Source organism: Rosenbergiella sp. YN46 (genome assembly GCF_036620675.1).
In the GTDB taxonomy this organism is placed as follows: domain Bacteria; phylum Pseudomonadota; class Gammaproteobacteria; order Enterobacterales; family Enterobacteriaceae; genus Jejubacter.
Map to the genome: position 1 here is coordinate 87,904 of NZ_JAZHEE010000003.1, position 19,814 is coordinate 107,717.

16 protein-coding genes, 3 tRNA genes and 1 pseudogene are annotated in these 19,814 nt (G+C 56.5%); 9 read left to right on the top strand and 11 right to left on the bottom strand.

All coding sequences use genetic code 11. The features are described from left to right. Positions 1-132: 132 nt before the first annotated feature. From V3W49_RS03785 to orn, 4 genes are all read right to left on the bottom strand, one after another. A tRNA-Gly gene (locus V3W49_RS03785) sits at positions 133-208 on the bottom strand. A 381-nt stretch (positions 209-589) separates the two neighbouring features. Then, positions 590-665: transfer RNA gene (locus V3W49_RS03790), tRNA-Gly, on the bottom strand. A gap of 32 nt (positions 666-697) precedes the next feature. Beyond that, positions 698-773: transfer RNA gene (locus V3W49_RS03795), tRNA-Gly, on the bottom strand. A gap of 162 nt (positions 774-935) precedes the next feature. Then, positions 936-1,481, bottom strand: a complete 546-nt coding sequence (orn, locus tag V3W49_RS03800; RefSeq protein WP_500143793.1) for an oligoribonuclease — start codon at positions 1,479-1,481, stop codon at positions 936-938. 112 nt (positions 1,482-1,593) lie between these two features. Here orn and rsgA point away from each other — a divergent pair, with 112 nt between their 5' ends. From rsgA to mscM, 3 genes and pseudogenes are all read left to right on the top strand, one after another. Beyond that, entirely contained in the window at positions 1,594-2,646 is a 1,053-nt protein-coding gene (gene rsgA, locus V3W49_RS03805) for a small ribosomal subunit biogenesis GTPase RsgA (protein ID WP_500143795.1), read from the top strand. A 104-nt stretch (positions 2,647-2,750) separates the two neighbouring features. Next, positions 2,751-3,683, top strand: a pseudogene (asd, locus tag V3W49_RS03810) (archaetidylserine decarboxylase); the annotation flags it as partial. A 436-nt stretch (positions 3,684-4,119) separates the two neighbouring features. After that, positions 4,120-7,446 (top strand): miniconductance mechanosensitive channel MscM, encoded by a 3,327-nt coding sequence (gene mscM / locus V3W49_RS03815; RefSeq protein ID WP_500143797.1) that lies wholly within the window; start codon positions 4,120-4,122, stop codon positions 7,444-7,446. Between the two features lie 18 nt (positions 7,447-7,464). Here the strand turns inward: mscM and V3W49_RS03820 are convergent, their stop codons facing one another. The 3 genes from V3W49_RS03820 to epmA all read right to left on the bottom strand — a co-directional run bounded on the left by V3W49_RS03820 (position 7,465) and on the right by epmA (position 11,756). Next, positions 7,465-9,183 (bottom strand): arylsulfatase, encoded by a 1,719-nt coding sequence (locus tag V3W49_RS03820; protein ID WP_500143799.1) that lies wholly within the window; start codon positions 9,181-9,183, stop codon positions 7,465-7,467. Between the two features lie 42 nt (positions 9,184-9,225). After that, positions 9,226-10,392: an anaerobic sulfatase maturase gene (locus V3W49_RS03825; RefSeq protein ID WP_500143801.1), complete on the bottom strand. Its 1,167-nt coding sequence runs from the start codon at positions 10,390-10,392 to the stop codon at positions 9,226-9,228. Between the two features lie 386 nt (positions 10,393-10,778). Continuing rightward, the gene (gene epmA / locus V3W49_RS03830; protein ID WP_500143802.1) at positions 10,779-11,756 is read right to left on the bottom strand and encodes an elongation factor P--(R)-beta-lysine ligase; all 978 of its coding nucleotides are present in this window, start codon (positions 11,754-11,756) and stop codon (positions 10,779-10,781) included. 316 nt (positions 11,757-12,072) lie between these two features. Here epmA and frdA point away from each other — a divergent pair, with 316 nt between their 5' ends. The 4 genes from frdA to frdD are packed head-to-tail and all read left to right on the top strand — an operon-like array spanning position 12,073 to position 15,367. Beyond that, a complete protein-coding gene (gene frdA / locus V3W49_RS03835) occupies positions 12,073-13,863 on the top strand; it encodes a fumarate reductase (quinol) flavoprotein subunit (RefSeq protein ID WP_500143803.1) in 1,791 nt (596 codons plus the stop codon). Beyond that, positions 13,856-14,605: a succinate dehydrogenase/fumarate reductase iron-sulfur subunit gene (locus V3W49_RS03840; protein ID WP_500143804.1), complete on the top strand. Its 750-nt coding sequence runs from the start codon at positions 13,856-13,858 to the stop codon at positions 14,603-14,605. The genes frdA and V3W49_RS03840 overlap by 8 nt, the downstream gene beginning before the upstream one ends. Continuing rightward, positions 14,602-14,997, top strand: a complete 396-nt coding sequence (gene frdC / locus V3W49_RS03845) for a fumarate reductase subunit FrdC (protein ID WP_500143805.1) — start codon at positions 14,602-14,604, stop codon at positions 14,995-14,997. Before V3W49_RS03840 ends, frdC begins: the two co-directional genes overlap by 4 nt. A gap of 10 nt (positions 14,998-15,007) precedes the next feature. Then, positions 15,008-15,367, top strand: coding sequence for a fumarate reductase subunit FrdD (gene frdD / locus V3W49_RS03850; RefSeq protein WP_500143806.1), 360 nt, complete (start codon positions 15,008-15,010; stop codon positions 15,365-15,367). A 68-nt stretch (positions 15,368-15,435) separates the two neighbouring features. Here the strand turns inward: frdD and sugE are convergent, their stop codons facing one another. From sugE to efp, 4 genes are all read right to left on the bottom strand, one after another. Further along, complete coding sequence (gene sugE, locus V3W49_RS03855; protein ID WP_500143808.1) at positions 15,436-15,750, bottom strand: quaternary ammonium compound efflux SMR transporter SugE; 315 nt, start codon at positions 15,748-15,750, stop codon at positions 15,436-15,438. A gap of 181 nt (positions 15,751-15,931) precedes the next feature. Next, positions 15,932-16,078 carry an entericidin A/B family lipoprotein gene (locus V3W49_RS03860; protein ID WP_500143810.1) on the bottom strand — a complete coding sequence of 49 codons (147 nt, stop codon included), beginning with the start codon at positions 16,076-16,078 and terminating at the stop codon, positions 15,932-15,934. A gap of 151 nt (positions 16,079-16,229) precedes the next feature. Next, positions 16,230-16,361, bottom strand: coding sequence for an entericidin A/B family lipoprotein (locus V3W49_RS03865; RefSeq protein ID WP_500144014.1), 132 nt, complete (start codon positions 16,359-16,361; stop codon positions 16,230-16,232). A 63-nt stretch (positions 16,362-16,424) separates the two neighbouring features. After that, complete coding sequence (gene efp / locus V3W49_RS03870; RefSeq protein ID WP_500143812.1) at positions 16,425-16,991, bottom strand: elongation factor P; 567 nt, start codon at positions 16,989-16,991, stop codon at positions 16,425-16,427. Positions 16,992-17,032: 41 nt separating this feature from the next. Between efp and epmB the strand changes: the two genes are divergently transcribed. Together epmB and V3W49_RS03880 are read left to right on the top strand one after the other, a co-directional pair. Then, the gene (epmB, locus tag V3W49_RS03875) at positions 17,033-18,055 is read left to right on the top strand and encodes an EF-P beta-lysylation protein EpmB (RefSeq protein WP_500143814.1); all 1,023 of its coding nucleotides are present in this window, start codon (positions 17,033-17,035) and stop codon (positions 18,053-18,055) included. Positions 18,056-18,253: 198 nt separating this feature from the next. Next, on the top strand, positions 18,254-19,807 hold the full coding sequence (locus tag V3W49_RS03880; protein ID WP_500143815.1) for an L-lactate permease: 1,554 nt from the start codon (positions 18,254-18,256) through the stop codon (positions 19,805-19,807). The last annotated feature ends 7 nt before the right edge of the window (positions 19,808-19,814 follow it).

Sequence of the window (19,814 nt, forward strand, 5' to 3'; positions counted from 1 at the left end):
AAATTCTCCAGCTGCGAATGCAAGCCAGATAGAAGAGGCTGTGGATAACTCTGTTCACAAAAGTATGAAATACAGAAAACAGGAGCTCTTCTTAATGAGCACCTGAACAACAATAAAACGAGCTGTAAAAACTGGAGCGGGAAACGAGACTCGAACTCGCGACCCCAACCTTGGCAAGGTTGTGCTCTACCAACTGAGCTATTCCCGCATATTCTTTTGCTTTTGAGTACCACTCAAAACGCGTTGAATCTGAACAGACTGCAGTCTCATGACTGCGATTTGCGATGGCGGAAGATCTTAGAAATCTAACCTGCTGATAATTAACATCTTTCCTGGCCTTACCCTCAAGGCGTGGACGCAATTTTGGCGCCGTTTGGGTTCAGAGTCAAGCCTTGTGTTTAAAAAAATCCTTCCCTCTGACCAGCCGCCACCAGGAGCGCACTTTTTCAGCTATAGCGGGAGCTGCAGCCTGGTAATAACGCGAATTTACACCGGTGCTGGATAGCGAATCGACCCGGTAAAAGATACAGGAAAAAGCGTAGACGAAAATCTGAAAATTGCAGAGAAAAAAGAGTATGAAGAGAAAATCTGGAGCGGGAAACGAGACTCGAACTCGCGACCCCAACCTTGGCAAGGTTGTGCTCTACCAACTGAGCTATTCCCGCATTAGAGGTGTGCTGCCCACAGGGCTAAAATTTGGAGCGGGAAACGAGACTCGAACTCGCGACCCCAACCTTGGCAAGGTTGTGCTCTACCAACTGAGCTATTCCCGCTCTGCGTAGCTACGCATTTCTGCGTCGTTACGGGAGGCGCATTATACGAGAAATCCGGCACGCCGCAAGCCCCGGGACAAAAAATTTGTCGTTTTTTGTTTAAATGCCGCTTTCTTCGACAATCTGGCGATTTTAGCGGCATTTTTCCGGGCGTTATGCCATTTATTGCTGAATAAAATGTTCGCGATAGTACGCCAGTTCAGCCACCGACTCGCGAATATCATCCAGTGCCTGGTGAGTATTACGTTTTTTAAAACCTGCCAGAATTTCCGGCTTCCAGCGGCGCGCCAGCTCTTTCAGGGTGCTGACATCCAGATAGCGATAGTGGAAATACGCCTCCAGCTCCGGCATGTACTTAAACAGAAAACGCCGGTCCTGGCCCACGCTGTTGCCGCAAATCGGCGATACGCCCTGGGGTACCCACTCTTTCAGGAATTCAATGGTGGCAAGCTCGGCGGCACGATCGTCGTAACGACTCGCCTTCACCCGATCCACCAGTCCGCTGCCGGTATGGGTACGCACGTTCCACTCGTCCATCAGCGCCAACTGAGCGTCCGACTGATGCACCGCAATCACCGGCCCTTCGGCAAGAATATTCAAGTTAGCATCGGTCACCAGCGTGGCAATCTCAATGATGCGATCCTGCTCTGGATCCAGTCCCGTCATCTCCAGGTCAATCCAGATCAGATTGTTTTCATTTCCACTCATGCTCTTTTCCACCTGTTCCACGATAGCGCCACCCCATAGGATGGGTTATTTCGTATAAAATAGCGTGTATCATAGAGGTTTTGTTCATCTGGAGCGACCAGGAGCCAGACGATTGAGTAAAAACAAGCTCTCCAAAGGCCAGCAGCGGCGCGTAAAAGCCAACCATCAGCGTCGCCTTAAAAAAACGGAAAGCGTCGATTACGACGATAGCCTGTTTGGCGAACCGGGCGAAGGCCGGGTCATTAGCCGTTTTGGTATGCACGCCGACGTAGAAGCCGATGATGGTACGGTGCACCGTTGTAATATACGTCGAACAATCCGCTCGCTGGTTACCGGAGATCGCGTGGTCTGGCGCCCTGGCAAGGAAGAAGGGCTCGGCACCAGCGTTAATGGCATTGTCGAGGCCGTACACGATCGCACCTCAGTGCTGACGCGTCCGGATTTTTACGACGGCGTGAAGCCCATTGCCGCGAATATCGATCAGATTGTCATCGTCTCGGCTATTCTTCCTGAGCTGTCGCTGAATATTATCGACCGCTATCTGGTGGCCTGCGAAACGCTGAACGTTGAACCGCTGATTGTGCTCAACAAAACCGACCTGCTGGACGATGAAGGAATGGCCTTCGTTGAAGAGCAAATGACGATCTACCGTGATATAGGCTATCAGGTACTAATGGTCTCCAGCCTGCGTGAAGAAGGTCTGCAAGAGCTGGAAGCCGCGCTGACAGGGCGCGTCAGTATTTTCGCCGGGCAGTCCGGGGTGGGAAAATCCAGCCTGCTCAATGCACTGCTGGGGCTGAAAGAGGCCCGGATCCTGACCAACGATGTTTCCGATGTCTCGGGACTTGGTCAGCATACGACTACCGCTGCCCGCCTTTACCATTTTCCCCACGGCGGCGACGTAATCGACTCGCCAGGGGTACGTGAATTCGGCCTCTGGCACCTGGATCCGGAACAAATTACCCATGGTTTTGTCGAGTTTCATGCATATTTAGGCAGTTGCAAATACCGCGACTGCAAGCACGATACCGATCCCGGCTGTGCAATTCGCGCCGCCGTGGAGCGGGGTGAAATTGCGGAATCCCGCTTTGAGAATTACCACCGAATTCTGGAAAGCATGGCGCAGGTCAAAACCCGCAAAAGCTTTTCTGCAACCGGTGACTGACATTTTAACCGGGCGTCGCTACAATTCGCCCCCTTTTCTGCAATGCCCGCTCTTCTTGCCGATGAGCGGGGAAGGACTGACAAATCAGAGGCCTGGAGGCTACTTTGCTGAACGACATCAAGCTTTCGCTTCAATATATTCTGCCTAAACAATGGCTCACGCGTCTGGCTGGCTGGGGCGCAAGCAAACGCGCTGGCTGGCTGACCAAACTGGTCATCGATCTGTTCGTTAAATATTACAAAGTGGATATGAAAGAGGCGCTGAAGCCGGATACCGCCAGCTACCGCACCTTTAATGACTTCTTCGTCCGTCCGCTGCGTGAAGAGGTTCGCCCGATCGATACCGACCCAGGCGTGCTGGTGATGCCGGCCGACGGCGTTATTAGTCAGTTAGGCGCGATAGAGCAGAATAAGTTGCTACAGGCTAAGGGTCATTACTACACCCTGGACGCCCTGCTGGCAGGCAACACCCAGATGGCGGATATGTTCCGCGACGGCAGCTTTGTAACGACCTACCTGTCGCCGCGCGATTATCACCGCGTGCATATGCCCTGCAACGGCATTCTGCGGGAGATGATCTACGTGCCGGGCGATCTGTTCTCGGTCAACCATTTGACCGCTCAAAACGTCCCTAACCTGTTCGCCCGTAACGAGCGCGTGATCTGCCTGTTCGATACCGAATTCGGCCCAATGGCGCAAATTCTGGTAGGTGCCACCATCGTCGGCAGTATTGAAACCGTGTGGGCAGGCACCATTACGCCGCCGCGCGAGGGGATAATTAAGCGCTGGAGCTGGCCGGAAGGCGAAAGCGAAGGCAGCGTCGCGCTGCTGAAAGGCCAGGAAATGGGGCGCTTTAAGCTGGGCTCGACGGTCATTAACCTGTTTGCCCCAGGACAGGTCGAGCTGCTGGACTCGCTACGCAGCCTGTCGGCAACCCGAATCGGGCAGCCGCTGGCGCTTTCCGCCGATGCAGCCAAAGCAGCAACTGAGGCGAAAGCTGCCGAAGAGGCTAAAGCCGCCGCGGAAGCGAAGGCCGCCGAAGAAGCTAAAGCCGCCGCGGAAGCAAAGGCCGCCGAAGAGGCTAAAGCCGCCGCTGAGGCGAAGGCCGCCGAAGAAGCTAAAGCCGCCGCGGAAGCGAAGGCTGCCGAAGAAGCTAAAGCCGCCGCTGAGTCGAAGGCCGCCGAAGAGGCCAAAGCCGCCGAAGAAGCTAAAGCTGCCGCTGAGGCGAAGGCTGCCGAAGAGGCCAAAGCCGCCGCAGAAGCGAAGGCCGCCGCAGAAGCGAAGGCCGCCGAAGAAGCTAAAGCCGCCGCGGAAGCGAAGGCTGCCAAAAAATCCAAAACCGGAACCCAAGCGACCGCAGGCCGCTCTTCGGCACCGGCACAGGCGCCGGGCAGCTCTCAGGATGAGCAGCCTGCCTCCTCTGCCCGCGATAAAACTGAACGCTAAGCTCCGTCAGGGATAGAGGTAACGCGACGTGCGCCTGTTAATGATATTTTTGCTGGCCTTTGGCCTGAGCATGGGGGCGCATGCCGCTACCGCCGTTCCTGACGAAAAACAGATTGTCCAGGAACTGGAACAGGCCAAAGCGGCCAAAAACCAGGCGGGGCAGACGGAAACGATTGATGCGCTCCAGTCGGCGTTAAACTCGCTGGAAGAACGTAAAAGTTCTCTGGAGCGTACTCGTCAGTATCAGCAGGTGATCGACAATCTCCCAACGTTGACCCGCACCCTGCGCCAGCAGCTCAGCAACCTTAGCGATGAAGCCCCGGCAATCAGCGCCAGTCTCTCTACTGACGCACTGAACCAGGAGATCCTCCAGGTCAGTAGTCAACTACTGGAAAAGAGCCGTCAGGCGCGTCTGGAACAGGAGCGCAATCGCGAAATAGCCGACTCCCTGGGCCAGCTTCCCCACCAGCAGACCGAAGCCCGCCGTCAGCTCAGCGAACTGGAGCGACGGCTGGATACCCAGACGACGGCCACCACGCCTCTGGGCCAGGCGCAACAGCTGGCAAGCCAGGCAGAAAGCGCGCGACTTAAAGCCCGGGTGGATGAGCTGGAGTTGGCCCAGCTTTCCGCCAGTAATCGCCAGGAGCTGGCGCGGCTGCGTGCTGAACTGGCCCAAAAGCAGGCGGTACAGTTGGATTCCCGACTCCAGGCGCTGCGTAATCATCTTAACGCTCAGCGCCAGCGTGAAGCGGAAAAAGCGCTGGAGAGTACCGAACTGCTGGCGGAAAACAGCGCCAACCTGCCGCCGGATATCGTGGCGCAGTTCCGCATTAACCGCGAACTCTCCCAGGCGCTGAATCAGCAGGCGCAGCGTATGGATCTGGTGGCTTCCCAGCAGCGCCAGGCCGCACACCAGACCCTGCAGGTTCGTCAGGCGCTGGACACCCTGCGCGAGCAGTCTCAGTGGCTCGGCGCCTCTAACGTCCTGGGCGAGGCGCTACGCGCCCAGGTGGCGCGTCTGCCGGAAATGCCCAAACCTCAGCAGCTGGATACCGAAATGGCGCAGCAGCGGGTACAGCGCCTGCGCTACGAAGACCGGCTCAATAAACAGGGTCAGCTGCGCCAGATTCAGCAGGCGGACGGCAGCCCCCTCACTGCCGAACAGCGGCAGATCCTGGACGCGCAGCTAAAAACCCAGCGCGAGCTGCTGAGCTCTCTGCTACAGGGCAGCGACAGCCTGATTCTTGATCTCACCAGGCTCAAGGTCGCCAACAGTCAGCTGGAAGAAGCGCTGAAAGAGATGAACGAAGCGACCCACCGTTACCTGTTCTGGACCGCCGACGTCAGCCCGCTGGGACTCTCCTGGCCCATCAGCGTGTTGCAGGATCTACGGCGCCTGATTTCGCTGGATACCCTCAGCCAGTTAGGGAAGGCAAGCGCCATGATGCTGACCAGCCGCACCACCCTGCCGCCGCTGTTCTTCGCGCTGGTGCTGGTCGCCTTCAGCATCGGTTCCCGGCGCCACTTTACCGCCTTTCTGGAACGCTCCAGCGCCCGGGTGGGCAAAGTCACCCAGGATCACTTCTGGCTGACCATGCGTACCGTGTTCTGGTCGATTCTGGTGGCATCGCCGCTGCCGGTACTGTGGGCCACGCTCGGCTACGGCCTGCGCGAAGCCTGGCCCTACCCGCTGGCGGTCGCCATTGGCGAAGGGGTCACCGCCACCGTCCCCCTGCTCTGGGTGGTGATGATCTGCGCCACCTTCGCTCGCCCTAATGGGCTTTTTGTGGTGCACTTCGGCTGGCCACGTCTCCAGGTGGGGCGGGCGATGCGCTACTACCTGATGAGCGTCGGCTTTATCGTGCCGCTGATTATGGCGCTTATCATGTTCGATAAGCTTAACGATCGCGAGTTTTCCGCCTCGCTGGGGCGCCTGTGCTTTCTGTTAATCTGCGGCGCGCTGGCGATTGTCACCCTGAGTCTGAAACATGCCGGTCTGCCGCTCTATCTGGATAAAGAGGGCAGCGGCGATAATCTGGTGAACCGCGTACTGTGGGGCATGCTGATCAGCGCCCCACTGCTGGCGATGATGGCGGCGGGCATCGGATATCTGGCCACCGCCAAAGCGCTGTTGGCGCGCCTGGAAACATCGGTCGCTATCTGGTTCTTCCTGCTGGTTATCTACCATATTATCCGGCGCTGGATGCTGATTCAGCGCCGACGCCTGGCCTTTGACCGCGCCAAACAGCGCCGCGCCGAAATGCTGGCCCAGCGCGCCCGGGGCGAGGAAGATGCCATTCATCCACACAGCACCGAAGGGACGCAGGATATCGAAGAGCCGGTGGTGGATCTGGATACCATCAGCGCTCAGTCTCTGCGGCTGGTGCGTTCCGTACTGATGCTGATAGCCCTGGTATCGGTGATCCTGCTGTGGTCTGAGATCCACTCTGCTTTTGGCTTCCTGGAAAATATCTCGCTGTGGGACGTCACCTCCACGGTCCAGGGCGTTGAGAGCGTGGAGCCAATTACCCTGGGCGCGGTGCTGATCGCCATTCTGATCTTTATCATCACCGCTCAGCTGGTGCGTAATCTTCCTGCGTTACTGGAGCTGGCGCTATTGCAGCACCTGAGCCTGACGCCGGGCACCGGCTACGCCATCACGACCGTCACCAAATATCTGCTGGTGTTGATTGGCGGTCTGGTGGGCTTCTCGATGATCGGCATCGAGTGGTCAAAGCTACAGTGGCTGGTGGCCGCGCTGGGTGTGGGTCTGGGTTTTGGTCTGCAGCAGATCTTCGCCAACCTGGTTTCCGGCCTGATCATCCTGTTTGAAAAACCGATCCGCATTGGCGATACCGTGACGATCCGCGAACTGACCGGCAGCATCACTAAGATCAACATCCGCGCCACCACCATCAGCGACTGGGATCGCAAAGAGATCATCGTGCCCAACCAGGCGTTTATTACCGAACAGTTCGTGAACTGGTCGCTTTCCGACGCAATTACCCGCGTGGTGCTAACGGTACCAGCGCCGACGGATGCGAACAGCGAAGAAGTCACCGAACTGCTGGCCACCGCCGCCCACCGCTGTTCGCTGGTACTGGATAACCCGGCTCCGGAGGTTTATCTGGTCGATCTGCAACAGGGCCTGCAAATCTTCGAACTGCGCATCTATGCCGCCGAGATGGGGCACCGGATGCCGCTGCGCCATGAAATTCATCAGTTGATCCTGCAGGGCTTCCGCGAACACGGAATCGATCTGCCGTTCCCGCCGTTCCAGGCGCGCCTTGAAACTCTGGGCGGCGCCCAGCGCACGATCTCTTCCGCCGGGCGCCGTAGCGCAGGGAGCCTGTAAGGCTCTCCGCTTCACCCGTTATTTTGCCGGTACGTCACTCACGACCGGCTCCATAGTTTCAGGATTAAGCGTTATCCAGTGGCCGCTTTTCTGATCCACGCCTGCATACCTTATCATCTTGCCGCGAGCCTTAATCACCATGGTGTCGTCAGCAAACTTCTGCCAGGCTTCACTAAGCCTGCGGACTTCATCGGGATGGCTGGCGGCAAGGTCACGGGTTTCCAGCGGATCCTGGCGCAGATTGAACAGCCCCCATGGGGCATCCCCGGCTTCCGGCCCGCGCTTCACCAGACGTCTTAGCTTCCAGTCGCCGTCTATCCAGGCGACCTGATTATGCAGCTCCACCCCAATCTGGCGACGCGGCCCCTGAGCCTCTTCTCCGGTCAGATAGCGTTTAAAGCTCACCCCTACCATCGGCAGCGTGGGCTTATCCTTAATCTGGCGCCGGGGATCGATCCCCGCCAAATCATAGAGCGTTGGCGCAACGTCATAGACCGCCATCGGAGTATGGCTGACGCTCCCCTGACGGGCTATCTGCGGCGCAGCGATAATAAAATCGGTATTAATGCCGCCCTGGCCGCTGGTGGTCTTATGGTAACGGGCGTAGGGGGCATTACTGACATTCGCCCAGTGTGGGCCGTAAGAGACGAAAGAGCCTTTGCGCCCGATATTGTCATAGCTGTTATCGAACTGCTTCCAGTATTCCGGCTTCGAGCTGTAGTGGAATCCCGGCGCCGCATTAGCGCCGTTATCAGTCAGAAACACCACGATGGTGTTTTTATCGCGTCCGGTCTGCTTTAATGTCGCCATCACCTTGCCGATCTGGGCGTCCATATTGGCAATCATCGCCGCATAAACCTGCATCACCTTCGCGGTATAGCGCTGCTGCTCTTTGCTCAGGCTGTTCCATTCCTTATCGAGATCGAGATCCGGCAATGGCGTCCTGTCGTTGATAATGCCCAGCGACTTCAGGCGGGCGAGACGCTGGCGATATACCGGCGCATAGCCCTCTTCATACTGGCCTTTAAATTTCTCTATCCACTCATCCGGCGCCTGCAGGGGATCGTGCGGCGCGGTAAAAGCCAGATAGCCAAAAAAGGGCTGGTCGCGCGGCGTTTCTTCAATCCAGCGACTCATCTGCCGCGCATAGGATTCGCTCGAATAGAAATCCGATGCCAGCGTGGTACGTTTGCCGTCCAGAGTGTACCAGGTCTGGAAGGCTTCGCCGGTGCCCAATGGCATCGCATCGCTATAGTGGCTGGCGCCGCCCCCCATCAACGCGAAAGCGTGGTCGAAACCGCGGTCGGTCGGCATCATGCCCGGCTGGTGTCCCAGATGCCACTTCCCCGTCATCAGCGTGGCGTAACCGGCATCCTGAAAACGTTCCGCCATCGTGGTCACTCGCCGGGTCAGGTGTAGCTCATAGCCATCTTTCCCCATGGTATTCTGATACCACCACATTCCCCCCATACCCGCCTGCTGATTGGTATTTCCGGTCATTAGCATCGAGCGAGCCGGGGCCGACATCGGCGAAGTATAGTACTGGCTCATTCGCAACCCCTGCTCGGCCAGGCGCTGCAGATTAGGGGTGGGGATCTCTCCACCGAAGGGGCTGATATCGGAATACCCCATATCATCGGCGACAATCAACAACACGTTAGGACGTGCCGGTTCGGCACCGTGGGCGCTACCGGCCATCAGGCCACCAAGCGCCAGTGCGACAGCTGTCTTTCTCACTGATTTCTCCCATGTCACTCTCAGAAGCGAACTGACCGGCGCTTACAGCGTGGCCCGCCAGCCATCGAACCCCGCCATATCACGCGGCCAGCGCCGCAGCGGAGTCATTAACTCGTTGAAGAAGCGGAAATATCCGGCGCACAAGGCATTCTGGCCGCGAGCATCGAGATGAGCGGGACATCCCCCCTGGCACAGCATACGCACGCTGCATCGCTGGCATTCCGGCCGCGTACTTTTACGGCGCCCGAAAGGCAGTTGGGTGGAAGCCTCCACCATCTCGGCCAGTGGACGGGAGCCATTCAGGCTCCCCAGCCGGTGTCTGTCATCGATCAGATGATCGCAGGCGTAGATCTGGCCGTCAGCCTCCAGCACCAGGTTGGTACCGCAGCGCGCCGAATGAACGCACACCGGACTGACGCCGGTAAAATATTGCGCCAGGGCATGCTCAATATTCATCACGAATACCCGACCAATATCGCGCCGCTTCTTCCAGCGCCGCAGAATCGTCACCATAAAGCGCCCCCAACCGTCGGCGCTAAGCTGGTAGCCCTGTTCGATTGCGTCGCCTTCCGCCATGAGCGGCTGAAACTGAAGCAGACGCGCCCCCAGCCCCACCAGATGGTCATAGATCTCCCCTGCCCGCTCCACCACGCCGTTATGCACCACTACCAGCACATTGAACTCCACACCGTGCTGTTGCAGCAGGCGTACGCCACGCAGCGCATCCTGATAGCTACCGTTACCACGCTTATCAGGCCGATGGCTATCCTGCAGCGGCGCGTCGCCGTCCAGACTGACGCCGATAATAAAGTCATGCTGGCGAAATAACTGACACCAGGCTTCCGTCACCAGTGTCGCGTTAGTTTGCAGGCTATTACTGACAGTCACGCCCGGCGGGGCGTAGCGCTGCTGTAACGCCAGCGCCCGTTTGTAGAAGCCGATACCCGCCATTAACGGCTCCCCTCCTTGCCAGACGAAGTTAATCTCCCGTACGCCCGGCGGCTGAGCTGCAATATACTGGCGAATAAAGTTTTCCAGCAGCGCATCATCCATTTTTCCCGGCGGCGTATCGCGTTGCGGATAGTAACAGTAGCGACAGGCCAGATTGCAGGATGGCCCAACGGGTTTAATCAGCAGGTTAAAAGGAACGGCGGCACGCGGCGCCGTCTGAACCGGAATCTGATGCTGGCGCAGGGTGGAAATATTCATGGGCGAACGACCCTTTTATTTATGGCAGATCTCCGGGATATCCGTCGCAAAGACGCCAGACGTCCGTCAACCGGCAAATGAATAAAACATATTTCTCAGAAAGGACTAAAGGATGAAAATATAGTGAAGCAAGAAATAAATAAAGAGCGATATGACAGGTAATTCAATAAACTGTGACCAATGCACGAACATTCCAACAAAAATAGTCACAAGAACATAACCACATGTGTAAAAAGGATTATTTTTTACAGGATTACATTAAAAATAATTCATAAGCCAGATAGAAAACGTATAAACAAGTTTCATTCATTGAGTGACAAAATAAAATAGCGGCGCGGTTTCATATATTAAACCGCGACGCAGTACGCCTGTAATAATATATAAAATCAGGCGCGATCGACCGTAAAGGCAATCACCTCGCTGAGACTTTCTGCTCCCAGCGCCAGCATAATCAGACGATCGACGCCCAACGCTACGCCGGAACAGTCGGGCATTCCCGCTTCCAGAGCCGCCAGCAAATGATTATCTATCGGTTGCTGCGGCAGGCCCATCGCGGCACGCTTACGGTTATCCTGCTGAAAGCGCTGACGCTGCTCTTTAGCATCGGTCAATTCATGAAAACCGTTCGCCAGCTCTACGCCTTTAAAGTAAACCTCAAAGCGCTCCGCCACCCGGTGATCCTCCGTGCTGATCTGCGCCAGCGCCGCCTGAGTGGCGGGGAAGTGATAAATAAAGGTCGGCCGCTCTTTGCCAATGTTAGGCTCCACCCCGGTCACAAACAGTAGCTGCAACAGGGTATCGCGATCTTCTTCGTTATCGGCTACGTTGCTCACATCGAGCCGCGCCGCCACTGCACGCAGTTGTGCCTTATCCGCCGATAGCGGATCCACTTCCAGATAGCGCTGAAACGCCTGTTGATAAGAGAGCGTTTCGGCAGCTTCACATTCCAGAATCTGTTGCAGCAGATCGTCGACCTCGTTCATCAACCGGTACATGTCATAGCAGGGGCGATACCACTCCAGCATGGTGAATTCCGGGTTGTGATAACGGCCCATCTCTTCATTACGAAAGCTGCGGCAGATCTGATAAACAGGCCCACAGCCAGCCGCCAGCAGGCGCTTCATATGGTATTCCGGACTGGTCATCAACCAGAGGGGCGTCCCTTCGCTATGACCGGGGCCGATAAGACGGGTTTCGAACGGGAACAGATGGACATCGGTCACCGTGGCCTGACTCATGCAGGGCGTTTCCACCTCTACCACGCCGCGATCGGCAAAAAAACGCCGGATTTCCGACACCAGCTTCGCGCGTTTCAACAGATTAGGAACCGGGGCGCCAGGCTGCCAGGTCGCCGTCTCGCTCATGGGAACGTCTCCAAAAATAAACCAGCCCGGAAGTCTACTCGCATCTCCTGGACGAAACAAACTTTGGCCAGGGGTTTTCGCCCTTTTTATCCCCAGGCATTTTTTGAGAGCTGCATCATCAAATCCAGTGATAAATAGCCAGCGATAACCACAAAAAAATCGAACACATCAAATTTCCTTATTAACACCCCGGTTATACTACATTACCCACAAAGGGGCAGGTGAATATGCTGCGACTCATGGCTCCCCGCCGCAGTGTGGTCTATACCTTTGGTCAGCAATGCCTTGCGAACGATAAAAATTACGGAGGAATGTCGTGCAAACTTTTCAAGCCGATATCGCTATTATTGGCGCTGGCGGAGCGGGATTACGAACCGCCATTGCGGCGGCTCAGGCAAACCCTGAAGCAAAAATTGCGCTGATATCTAAAGTCTATCCCATGCGTAGCCACACCGTGGCGGCCGAAGGCGGTTCCGCCGCGGTAGCTCAGGATCACGACAGTTTTGAATACCATTTTCACGATACCGTCGCTGGCGGCGACTGGCTATGCGAACAGGATGTCGTCGATTACTTCGTTCATCACTGCCCCACGGAAATGACCCAACTTGAGCAGTGGGGATGTCCCTGGAGCCGCCGCCCGGATGGTTCGGTCAACGTCCGCCGTTTCGGCGGTATGAAGATCGAACGCACCTGGTTCGCCGCCGATAAAACCGGCTTTCATATGCTGCACACCCTGTTTCAGACTTCGCTCCAGTTCCCGCAAATTCAGCGCTTTGACGAACATTTCGTCCTCGACATTCTGGTCGATGACGGCCACGCACGCGGCCTGGTGGCGATGAATATGATGGAAGGCAGCCTGGTGCAGATCCGCGCCAGTGCGGTAGTCATGGCCACCGGCGGCGCCGGACGCGTTTATCGCTATAACACTAACGGCGGAATAGTAACCGGTGATGGCATGGGCATGGCGCTAAGCCACGGCGTACCGCTGCGCGATATGGAGTTTGTGCAATATCACCCCACCGGCCTGCCCGGCTCCGGCATCCTGATGACCGAAGGCTGCCGCGGCGAAGGGGGCATTCTGGTCAACAAAGACGGTTATCGCTACCTGCAGGACTACGGTATGGGGCCGGAAACGCCACTGGGTCAGCCGAAAAACAAATATATGGAGTTAGGCCCGCGCGACAAAGTCTCCCAGGCCTTCTGGCATGAGTGGCGCAAAGGCAACACTATCTCTACACCACGCGGCGATGTGGTGTATCTGGATCTGCGTCACCTGGGCGAAAAGAAACTGCTGGAGCGCCTGCCGTTTATCTGCGAACTGGCCAAAGCCTACGTCGGCGTTGATCCGGTCAAAGAGCCGATTCCGGTGCGCCCCACCGCGCACTACACCATGGGCGGCATCGAAACCAACCAACAGTGCGAAACCCGTATCCAGGGGCTGTTTGCCGTGGGTGAATGTTCCTCCGTCGGGCTGCATGGCGCCAACCGCCTGGGCTCCAACTCGCTGGCCGAACTGGTGGTGTTTGGTCGTCTGGCCGGCGAACAGGCCATTGAGCGCGCCCGTCAGGCTACCCCCGCCAACGACGCCGCACTGGAGGCGCAGGTTGCCGATATCGAACGTCGCCTGAAGGATCTGGTTAATCAGCAGGGCGGTGAAAACTGGTCGAAGATCCGCGACGAAATGGGTCTGAGCATGGAAGAAGGCTGCGGCATCTACCGTACGCCGGAGCTAATGCAGAAAACTATCGACAAATTGGCGGAGCTACAGGAGCGCTTTAAGCGCGTGACCATTACCGACAATTCCAGCGTCTTTAATACCGACCTGCTCTATACCATTGAGCTGGGCCACGGGCTGAACGTCGCCGAGTGTATGGCCCATTCGGCCATGGCGCGTAAAGAGTCGCGCGGCGCCCATCAGCGCCTGGATGAAGGATGTACCGAGCGCGACGACGTCAACTTTCTGAAGCACACTCTCGCCTTCCGCGAGGCGGATGGCGCCACCCGTCTGGCGTACAGCGATGTGAAGATAACCACGCTCCCGCCCGCGAAGCGCGTCTACGGCGCCGAAGCGGAAGCCGCTGAGAAGAAGGAGACGACCCATGGCTGAGATGCAGCAGATGAAAATCGAGGTAGTGCGTTATAACCCGGAAACGGATGATGCGCCGCACAGCGCCTGGTATGAGGTTCCGTGGGATGAACAAACCTCTCTGCTGGACGCGCTGGGCTATATCAAAGATAACCTGGCGGCGGATCTGAGCTACCGCTGGTCCTGCCGCATGGCGATCTGCGGCTCCTGCGGCATGATGGTCAACGGCGTGCCTAAACTCGCCTGTAAAACCTTCCTGCGCGAATATACCGGTGGAATGAAAGTAGAGGCGCTGGCGAACTTCCCCATCGAGCGCGATCTGGTGGTGGATATGACCCACTTTATCGAAAGTCTGGAGGCAATTAAGCCCTATATCATCGGCAACTCCCGGACGCCGGAGCAGGGCCCTAACCGCCAGACTCCGGCCCAGATGGCGAAGTACCACCAGTTTTCCGGCTGTATCAACTGCGGGCTGTGCTACGCCGCCTGCCCGCAGTTCGGTCTGAATCCTGAATTTATCGGCCCGGCTGCAATTACCCTCGCCCACCGCTATAACCTCGACAGTCGCGATCGCGGACAGAAAGAACGAATGCCCCAGCTCAACGGTCAGAACGGCGTCTGGAGCTGTACCTTCGTGGGTTTCTGCTCTGAGGTCTGCCCAAAACATGTCGATCCGGCGGCGGCCATTCAGCAGGGCAAGGTGGAAAGTTCGAAAGATTTTCTTATCGCTACCCTTAAACCCGCCTCAGGGAGTGACGCATGACAACGAAACGTAAACCTTATGTACGGCCCATGCCGTCTAACTGGTGGAAAAAGCTGGGCTTTTACCGCTTCTATATGCTGCGTGAGGGCACTGCGGTACCCGCCGTCTGGTTCAGCATTGTGCTGCTAATCGGCCTGTTTTCTCTGAAAGGCGGCCCGGAATCCTGGGAAAGCTTTGTCGGCTTTCTGCGTAATCCGATCGTGGTGCTCCTGAACCTGATCGCGCTGGCAGCAGCACTTCTGCACACCAAAACCTGGTTCGGGCTGGCGCCCAAGGCAGCCAATATTATTGTGAAGGATGAAAAAATGGGGCCGGAGCCGGTGATTAAAGGGCTCTGGGTGGTAACCACCATCGTCAGCGTGGTGATTCTGCTGGTTGCCCTATTCTGGTAAGGAGAAAACCGTGATCAATCCTAATCCTAAACGTTCCGACGAGCCGGTCTTCTGGGGACTGTTTGGCGCCGGCGGTATGTGGAGCGCCATTGTAGCGCCGGTCATTATTCTGCTGGTGGGCATTCTGCTGCCGCTTGGGCTGTTCCCCGGCGATGCGCTGGGCTTTGAGCGGGTTCTGATCTTTTCCCAAAGCTGGGTCGGCCGTATTTTTATCTTCCTGATGATTGTACTGCCGCTGTGGTGCGGCCTGCACCGTATTCACCACGGAATGCACGACCTGAAAATTCATGTGCCTTCTGGTAAATGGGTGTTCTACGGTCTGGCGGCCATTCTCACGATTGTTACGCTGATTGGCGTTATCTCGCTCTAAAATCTTAAGGGCCAGCACTCTGCTGGCCCACCTTTATGTGTCGCTACCGTTTACCCTATTTCTCTCACTCATGAACTCAGCTTCAGGCCCACAATACCGGTCACCACCAGTACCAGACTCAGGATGCGCGCCGGCGTCGCCGATTCCCCCAGCAGCAGTATGCCGGTTATCGAAGCGCCGACCACGCCAATACCCGTCCAGATTGCGTAAGCAGTTCCCACCGGCAGTGATTTCATCGCCCAGGAGAGCAACCCCAGGCTGACAATCATCGCAGAGACGGTAATTACGCTGGGCACCAGACGGCTAAAACCATGAGTATATTTCAGGCCAACGGCCCAGATAACTTCGAGTACACCGGCAATAAAAAGAATAATCCAGGACATAACGGACTCCCAACAGGATATGGGGCCGTCCCCTTTCATTTCAGACGCGCCTGCGGGTCGTCCCACAGGGCTATTGGATATAAACGGGCCTATAGTGTCACACCGGGGGAGATTTTCAAGCCTATTGATGACATAAAGCGCGATACGACGCCACGCCGTATCGCACTTTATTCGTCACGGATCAGTTCTGCGCCCGATCCGCGGCGTTAGTGATGATTGAACCGCCCTCTTTCACATCCTCACCGAAGCCACGGGTGGTATTACAGCCAGCCAGTAGCGAAGAGACCACCATCAGAGAGAAGAGCGCTGCAACGATTTTTTTGACCATAATCGATTCCTTTTATTGCCAATACACAAGGGACAGCTAGCCAGAGGCCGGCCGTCAGGCGCCACAATGACGGGCCCATCCCAACGGTCTGGCTATAAAATAGAATAGCGAAAAACCCGCCACTTCGACGGTATAAAAAAGTGCGGAGGAATCAGTTTGTTGCGCGCTGGATAGCACCACCAAGGTGCTGGACATCCTCACCGAAGCCGCGGAACGTATTGCAGCCATTCAGCAGAGTGCTGGCAACCAGAAGCGGGAGCAGAAATCGAATTAAACGGTTCATCATCCATGCCTTTTGCAAGCAGCGGCGTGATAAGCACCACGCCGCGACGAATCTGCGCAGTGATTACTTCACGCGAGAAACGTACTCACCGGAGCGGGTGTCAACTTTGATCACTTCGCCAATCTGTACAAACAGCGGTACTTTTACCACAGCGCCGGTGCTAAGGGTAGCCGGTTTACCGCCGGTACCCGCGGTGTCGCCCTTCAGGCCAGGATCGGTATCCACGATCTCCAGCTCAACGAAGTTCGGCGGAGTCACAGAGATAGGCTGACCGTTCCACAGGGTAACGATACATTCCGCCTGATCCAGCAGCCATTTAGCGTTATCACCCACGGCTTTGGCATCGGCAGCCAGCTGCTCGAAGGTGTCGTTGTTCATGAAGTGCCAGAACTCACCGTCGTTGTAGAGGTAAGTCAGGGTCATATCCATAACGTCTGCGCCTTCTGCAGAGTCAGTGGATTTAAAGGTTTTCTCAACGCGCGTGCCGGTCAGCAGGCGGCGCAGCTTAACGCGAGCAAAGGCCTGACCCTTACCCGGTTTGACGAACTCGCTGGATTCAACCGCGTACGGTTCCCCATCCAACATGATTTTAAGACCGCTGCGAAAATCGTTGCTATAGTACGTTGCCATAAAGGCCCTCTGAATATGTTAACTGGTAGCTAGCCAAAAAAATGGCACACATTGTAACCCCAAACGCCCCCTCCCGAGAAGATTGGTTATTACAACTTGCCGATGTAATCACCGATCCGGAGGAACTGCTGCATCTTTTAAATGTAGACCCCGATGAGACCCTGCGGGCGGGATATGACGCCCGGCGCCTGTTCGCCCTGCGCGTTCCGCGCGCCTTTGCCGCCCGAATGGCGAAAGGCGATCCGAACGATCCGCTGCTGCGCCAGGTTCTGACCGCCCGCGAAGAATTTATCGCAGCGCCAGGCTTCAGCACCGACCCGCTGGAAGAACAGAGCAGCGTCGTGCCGGGTTTACTGCATAAATATCGTAATCGCGCCCTGCTGATGGTCAAAGGGGGCTGCGCCGTCAACTGCCGCTACTGTTTTCGCCGTCACTTTCCCTATGCGGAAAATCCGGGGAATAAACGCAGCTGGCAGACAGCGCTCGATTATATCGCCCGACACCCGGAACTGGATGAGATTATCTTTTCCGGCGGCGATCCGCTAATGGCACGCGATGCGGAACTGACCTGGCTTATCGAACGACTGGCGGCGATCCCTCATCTTAAGCGGTTGCGTATCCACAGCCGTCTGCCGATTGTCATTCCGGCCCGTATAACCGATGCGCTGACCGGCCTGCTACACAACACGCGCCTGCAGGTACTACTGGTGAATCATATCAACCATGCCAGAGAGATCGATGATGAATTCCGCGCCGCGATGGCGCGCCTGAAACGGGCCGGCGTGACGCTGCTAAACCAGAGCGTACTGCTACGCGGCGTTAACGACAGCGCTCCGGCGCTGGCAGATCTCAGCAACGCGCTATTTGATGCCGGGGTACTGCCCTACTACCTTCACGTGCTCGACAGGGTTCAGGGCGCTGCCCACTTTATGGTGGACGACGAGACTGCACGCCGCATCGTTCGCGAACTTCTGACCCTGGTTTCCGGCTACCTGGTTCCCCGACTGACCCGCGAGATTGGCGGCGAACCCAGCAAAACCCCACTCGACCTGCATCTTCCCTGACGCTATATCCCGGTCACCGGCCGGGATGTTCTTGCCTACATCGACCCAAACAAAATTTTAACTTTCAATGCGAAATTTTAGCCATCCGTCGCTAACTTGATCTACATCTGTAAAAATACATTAACAATAAGTTATACAAATAGAGCATCTAACCGCCTCTGGTTAAGGAAAACTTCTGTACCCTAAGGAAGAATAATAATGAACGACTACCTGCTGTTCTTGCTGGGCGTCTTCCCGCTGCTGGTGATGATCGTCCTGATCCTGAAAGTGAAAACCCCTATCCATTACGCCGTTCTGGTCACCCTCGCCATTACTCTGGCCTTCGCCTGGCTGTTCTGGGACACCCCACTCCAGACCCTGGGTTCCGCCGTAGGCTATGGCATCGGTAAAGGGCTGTGGCCGATAATCATCGTGATTCTGGGCGCGATTTACAGCTATAACCTGATGCTCAAAACCGGCGGAATGGCGGTTCTGAAAGACGTCCTCGCCAGCATCAGCGACGACAAACGCATTCAGGTACTGCTAATTTCCTGGTGTTTCGGCGGCTTTCTGGAAGCGGCCGCCGGTTACGGCACTGCCGTGGCGATCCCCATCGGCATTCTGATTGCACTGGGCTTTAATCCGCTAAAGGCAGCTGTCGCTTCACTGGTGGCTAATACCGTTCCCACAGCCTTCGGCGCGGTGGGGATTCCAGTCTCGATACTGGCGGAGCAGGCCAGTTTGCCGGTCACCACTCTGAGCGGTGTGGTCATCACTCAGCTGGCGCTGTTCAATATTCTGCTGCCTTTTGTCATTGTCGCTATCATCGGTGGCGGTATTAAAGCCATTCGCGGCGTCTTTCTTATCACCCTGCTGTGCGGCGTCACCACCCTGATTCCTCAATACATTGTGGCGATTCATCTGGGCGCCGAGCTGCCCGCCTTTGCCGGTAGCCTGGTCAGCCTGATTGTCGTGGTGGCGATAGCGAAGAGTCGCAAGGCACCCACCGACTCCGCCTGGCGAATTGAAACCGCTGACGAGTCCAAAGAGCTGCACTACTCTGGCGCTCAGATCCTGCGGGCCTGCACTATCTACATTCTGATCTTTGTCTTCATTATGCTGTGCTCACCGCTGTTTCCGGGGCTAAAGGCCAGCGTGTCGCAGCTGGCCAGTACTTTCCATTTCCCGCTGGCTGGCAGCGGCTCACTGGCGCTGAAGGTAGAATGGATAGCCACTCCCGGGATACTGATTATTATCGCTTCACTGCTGGGCGGCGCCATTCAGGGAGCCTCGGTGCCCACCATGTTTAGCGTCTTCTTCAGCACCGTGAAACAGCTTAAAAATTCGATTATCGCCATTACCGCTATTGTGGCGATGGCGACTGTGATGGACATCAGCGGCCTGATCGCTTCAATGGCACATACTATGGTGGATGTCACCGGCGGTGCTTATCTGTTTATCGCTCCCGTTATCGGAGCGGTCGGAACCTTCGTGACCGGCAGCGACACCAACGCTAACGTGCTGTTCGGTAAGCTTCAGGTGATGGCCGCCGATAAGCTGCATGTCGATCCCAACTGGCTGGCAGCTGCGAATACCGCGGGCGCCACGGGCGGAAAAATGATTTCGCCACAGAGTATCGCCATTGCCGTCTCCGCCACCCGTATGGATGGCCAGGGCGACAAGATTATGTCCGGCACCCTGAAGTACTGCTGTGCCTATATCGTCGGTCTGGGCCTTATAGTAGGTCTTGGCTGGTATCTGTTTATGGCCTGAAGCCGCT

Coding starts and splice junctions, on each gene's coding strand:
- epmA (WP_500143802.1), bottom strand. CDS start 11,756: ATGAGCGAGACGGCGACCTGGCAGCCTGGCGCCCCGGTTCCTAATCTG.
- V3W49_RS03860 (WP_500143810.1), bottom strand. CDS start 16,078: ATGGTCAAAAAAATCGTTGCAGCGCTCTTCTCTCTGATGGTGGTCTCT.
- efp (WP_500143812.1), bottom strand. CDS start 16,991: ATGGCAACGTACTATAGCAACGATTTTCGCAGCGGTCTTAAAATCATG.
- V3W49_RS03865 (WP_500144014.1), bottom strand. CDS start 16,361: ATGAACCGTTTAATTCGATTTCTGCTCCCGCTTCTGGTTGCCAGCACT.
- sugE (WP_500143808.1), bottom strand. CDS start 15,750: ATGTCCTGGATTATTCTTTTTATTGCCGGTGTACTCGAAGTTATCTGG.
- orn (WP_500143793.1), bottom strand. CDS start 1,481: ATGAGTGGAAATGAAAACAATCTGATCTGGATTGACCTGGAGATGACG.
- frdC (WP_500143805.1), top strand. CDS start 14,602: ATGACAACGAAACGTAAACCTTATGTACGGCCCATGCCGTCTAACTGG.
- V3W49_RS03880 (WP_500143815.1), top strand. CDS start 18,254: ATGAACGACTACCTGCTGTTCTTGCTGGGCGTCTTCCCGCTGCTGGTG.
- epmB (WP_500143814.1), top strand. CDS start 17,033: ATGGCACACATTGTAACCCCAAACGCCCCCTCCCGAGAAGATTGGTTA.
- V3W49_RS03840 (WP_500143804.1), top strand. CDS start 13,856: ATGGCTGAGATGCAGCAGATGAAAATCGAGGTAGTGCGTTATAACCCG.
- V3W49_RS03825 (WP_500143801.1), bottom strand. CDS start 10,392: ATGAATATTTCCACCCTGCGCCAGCATCAGATTCCGGTTCAGACGGCG.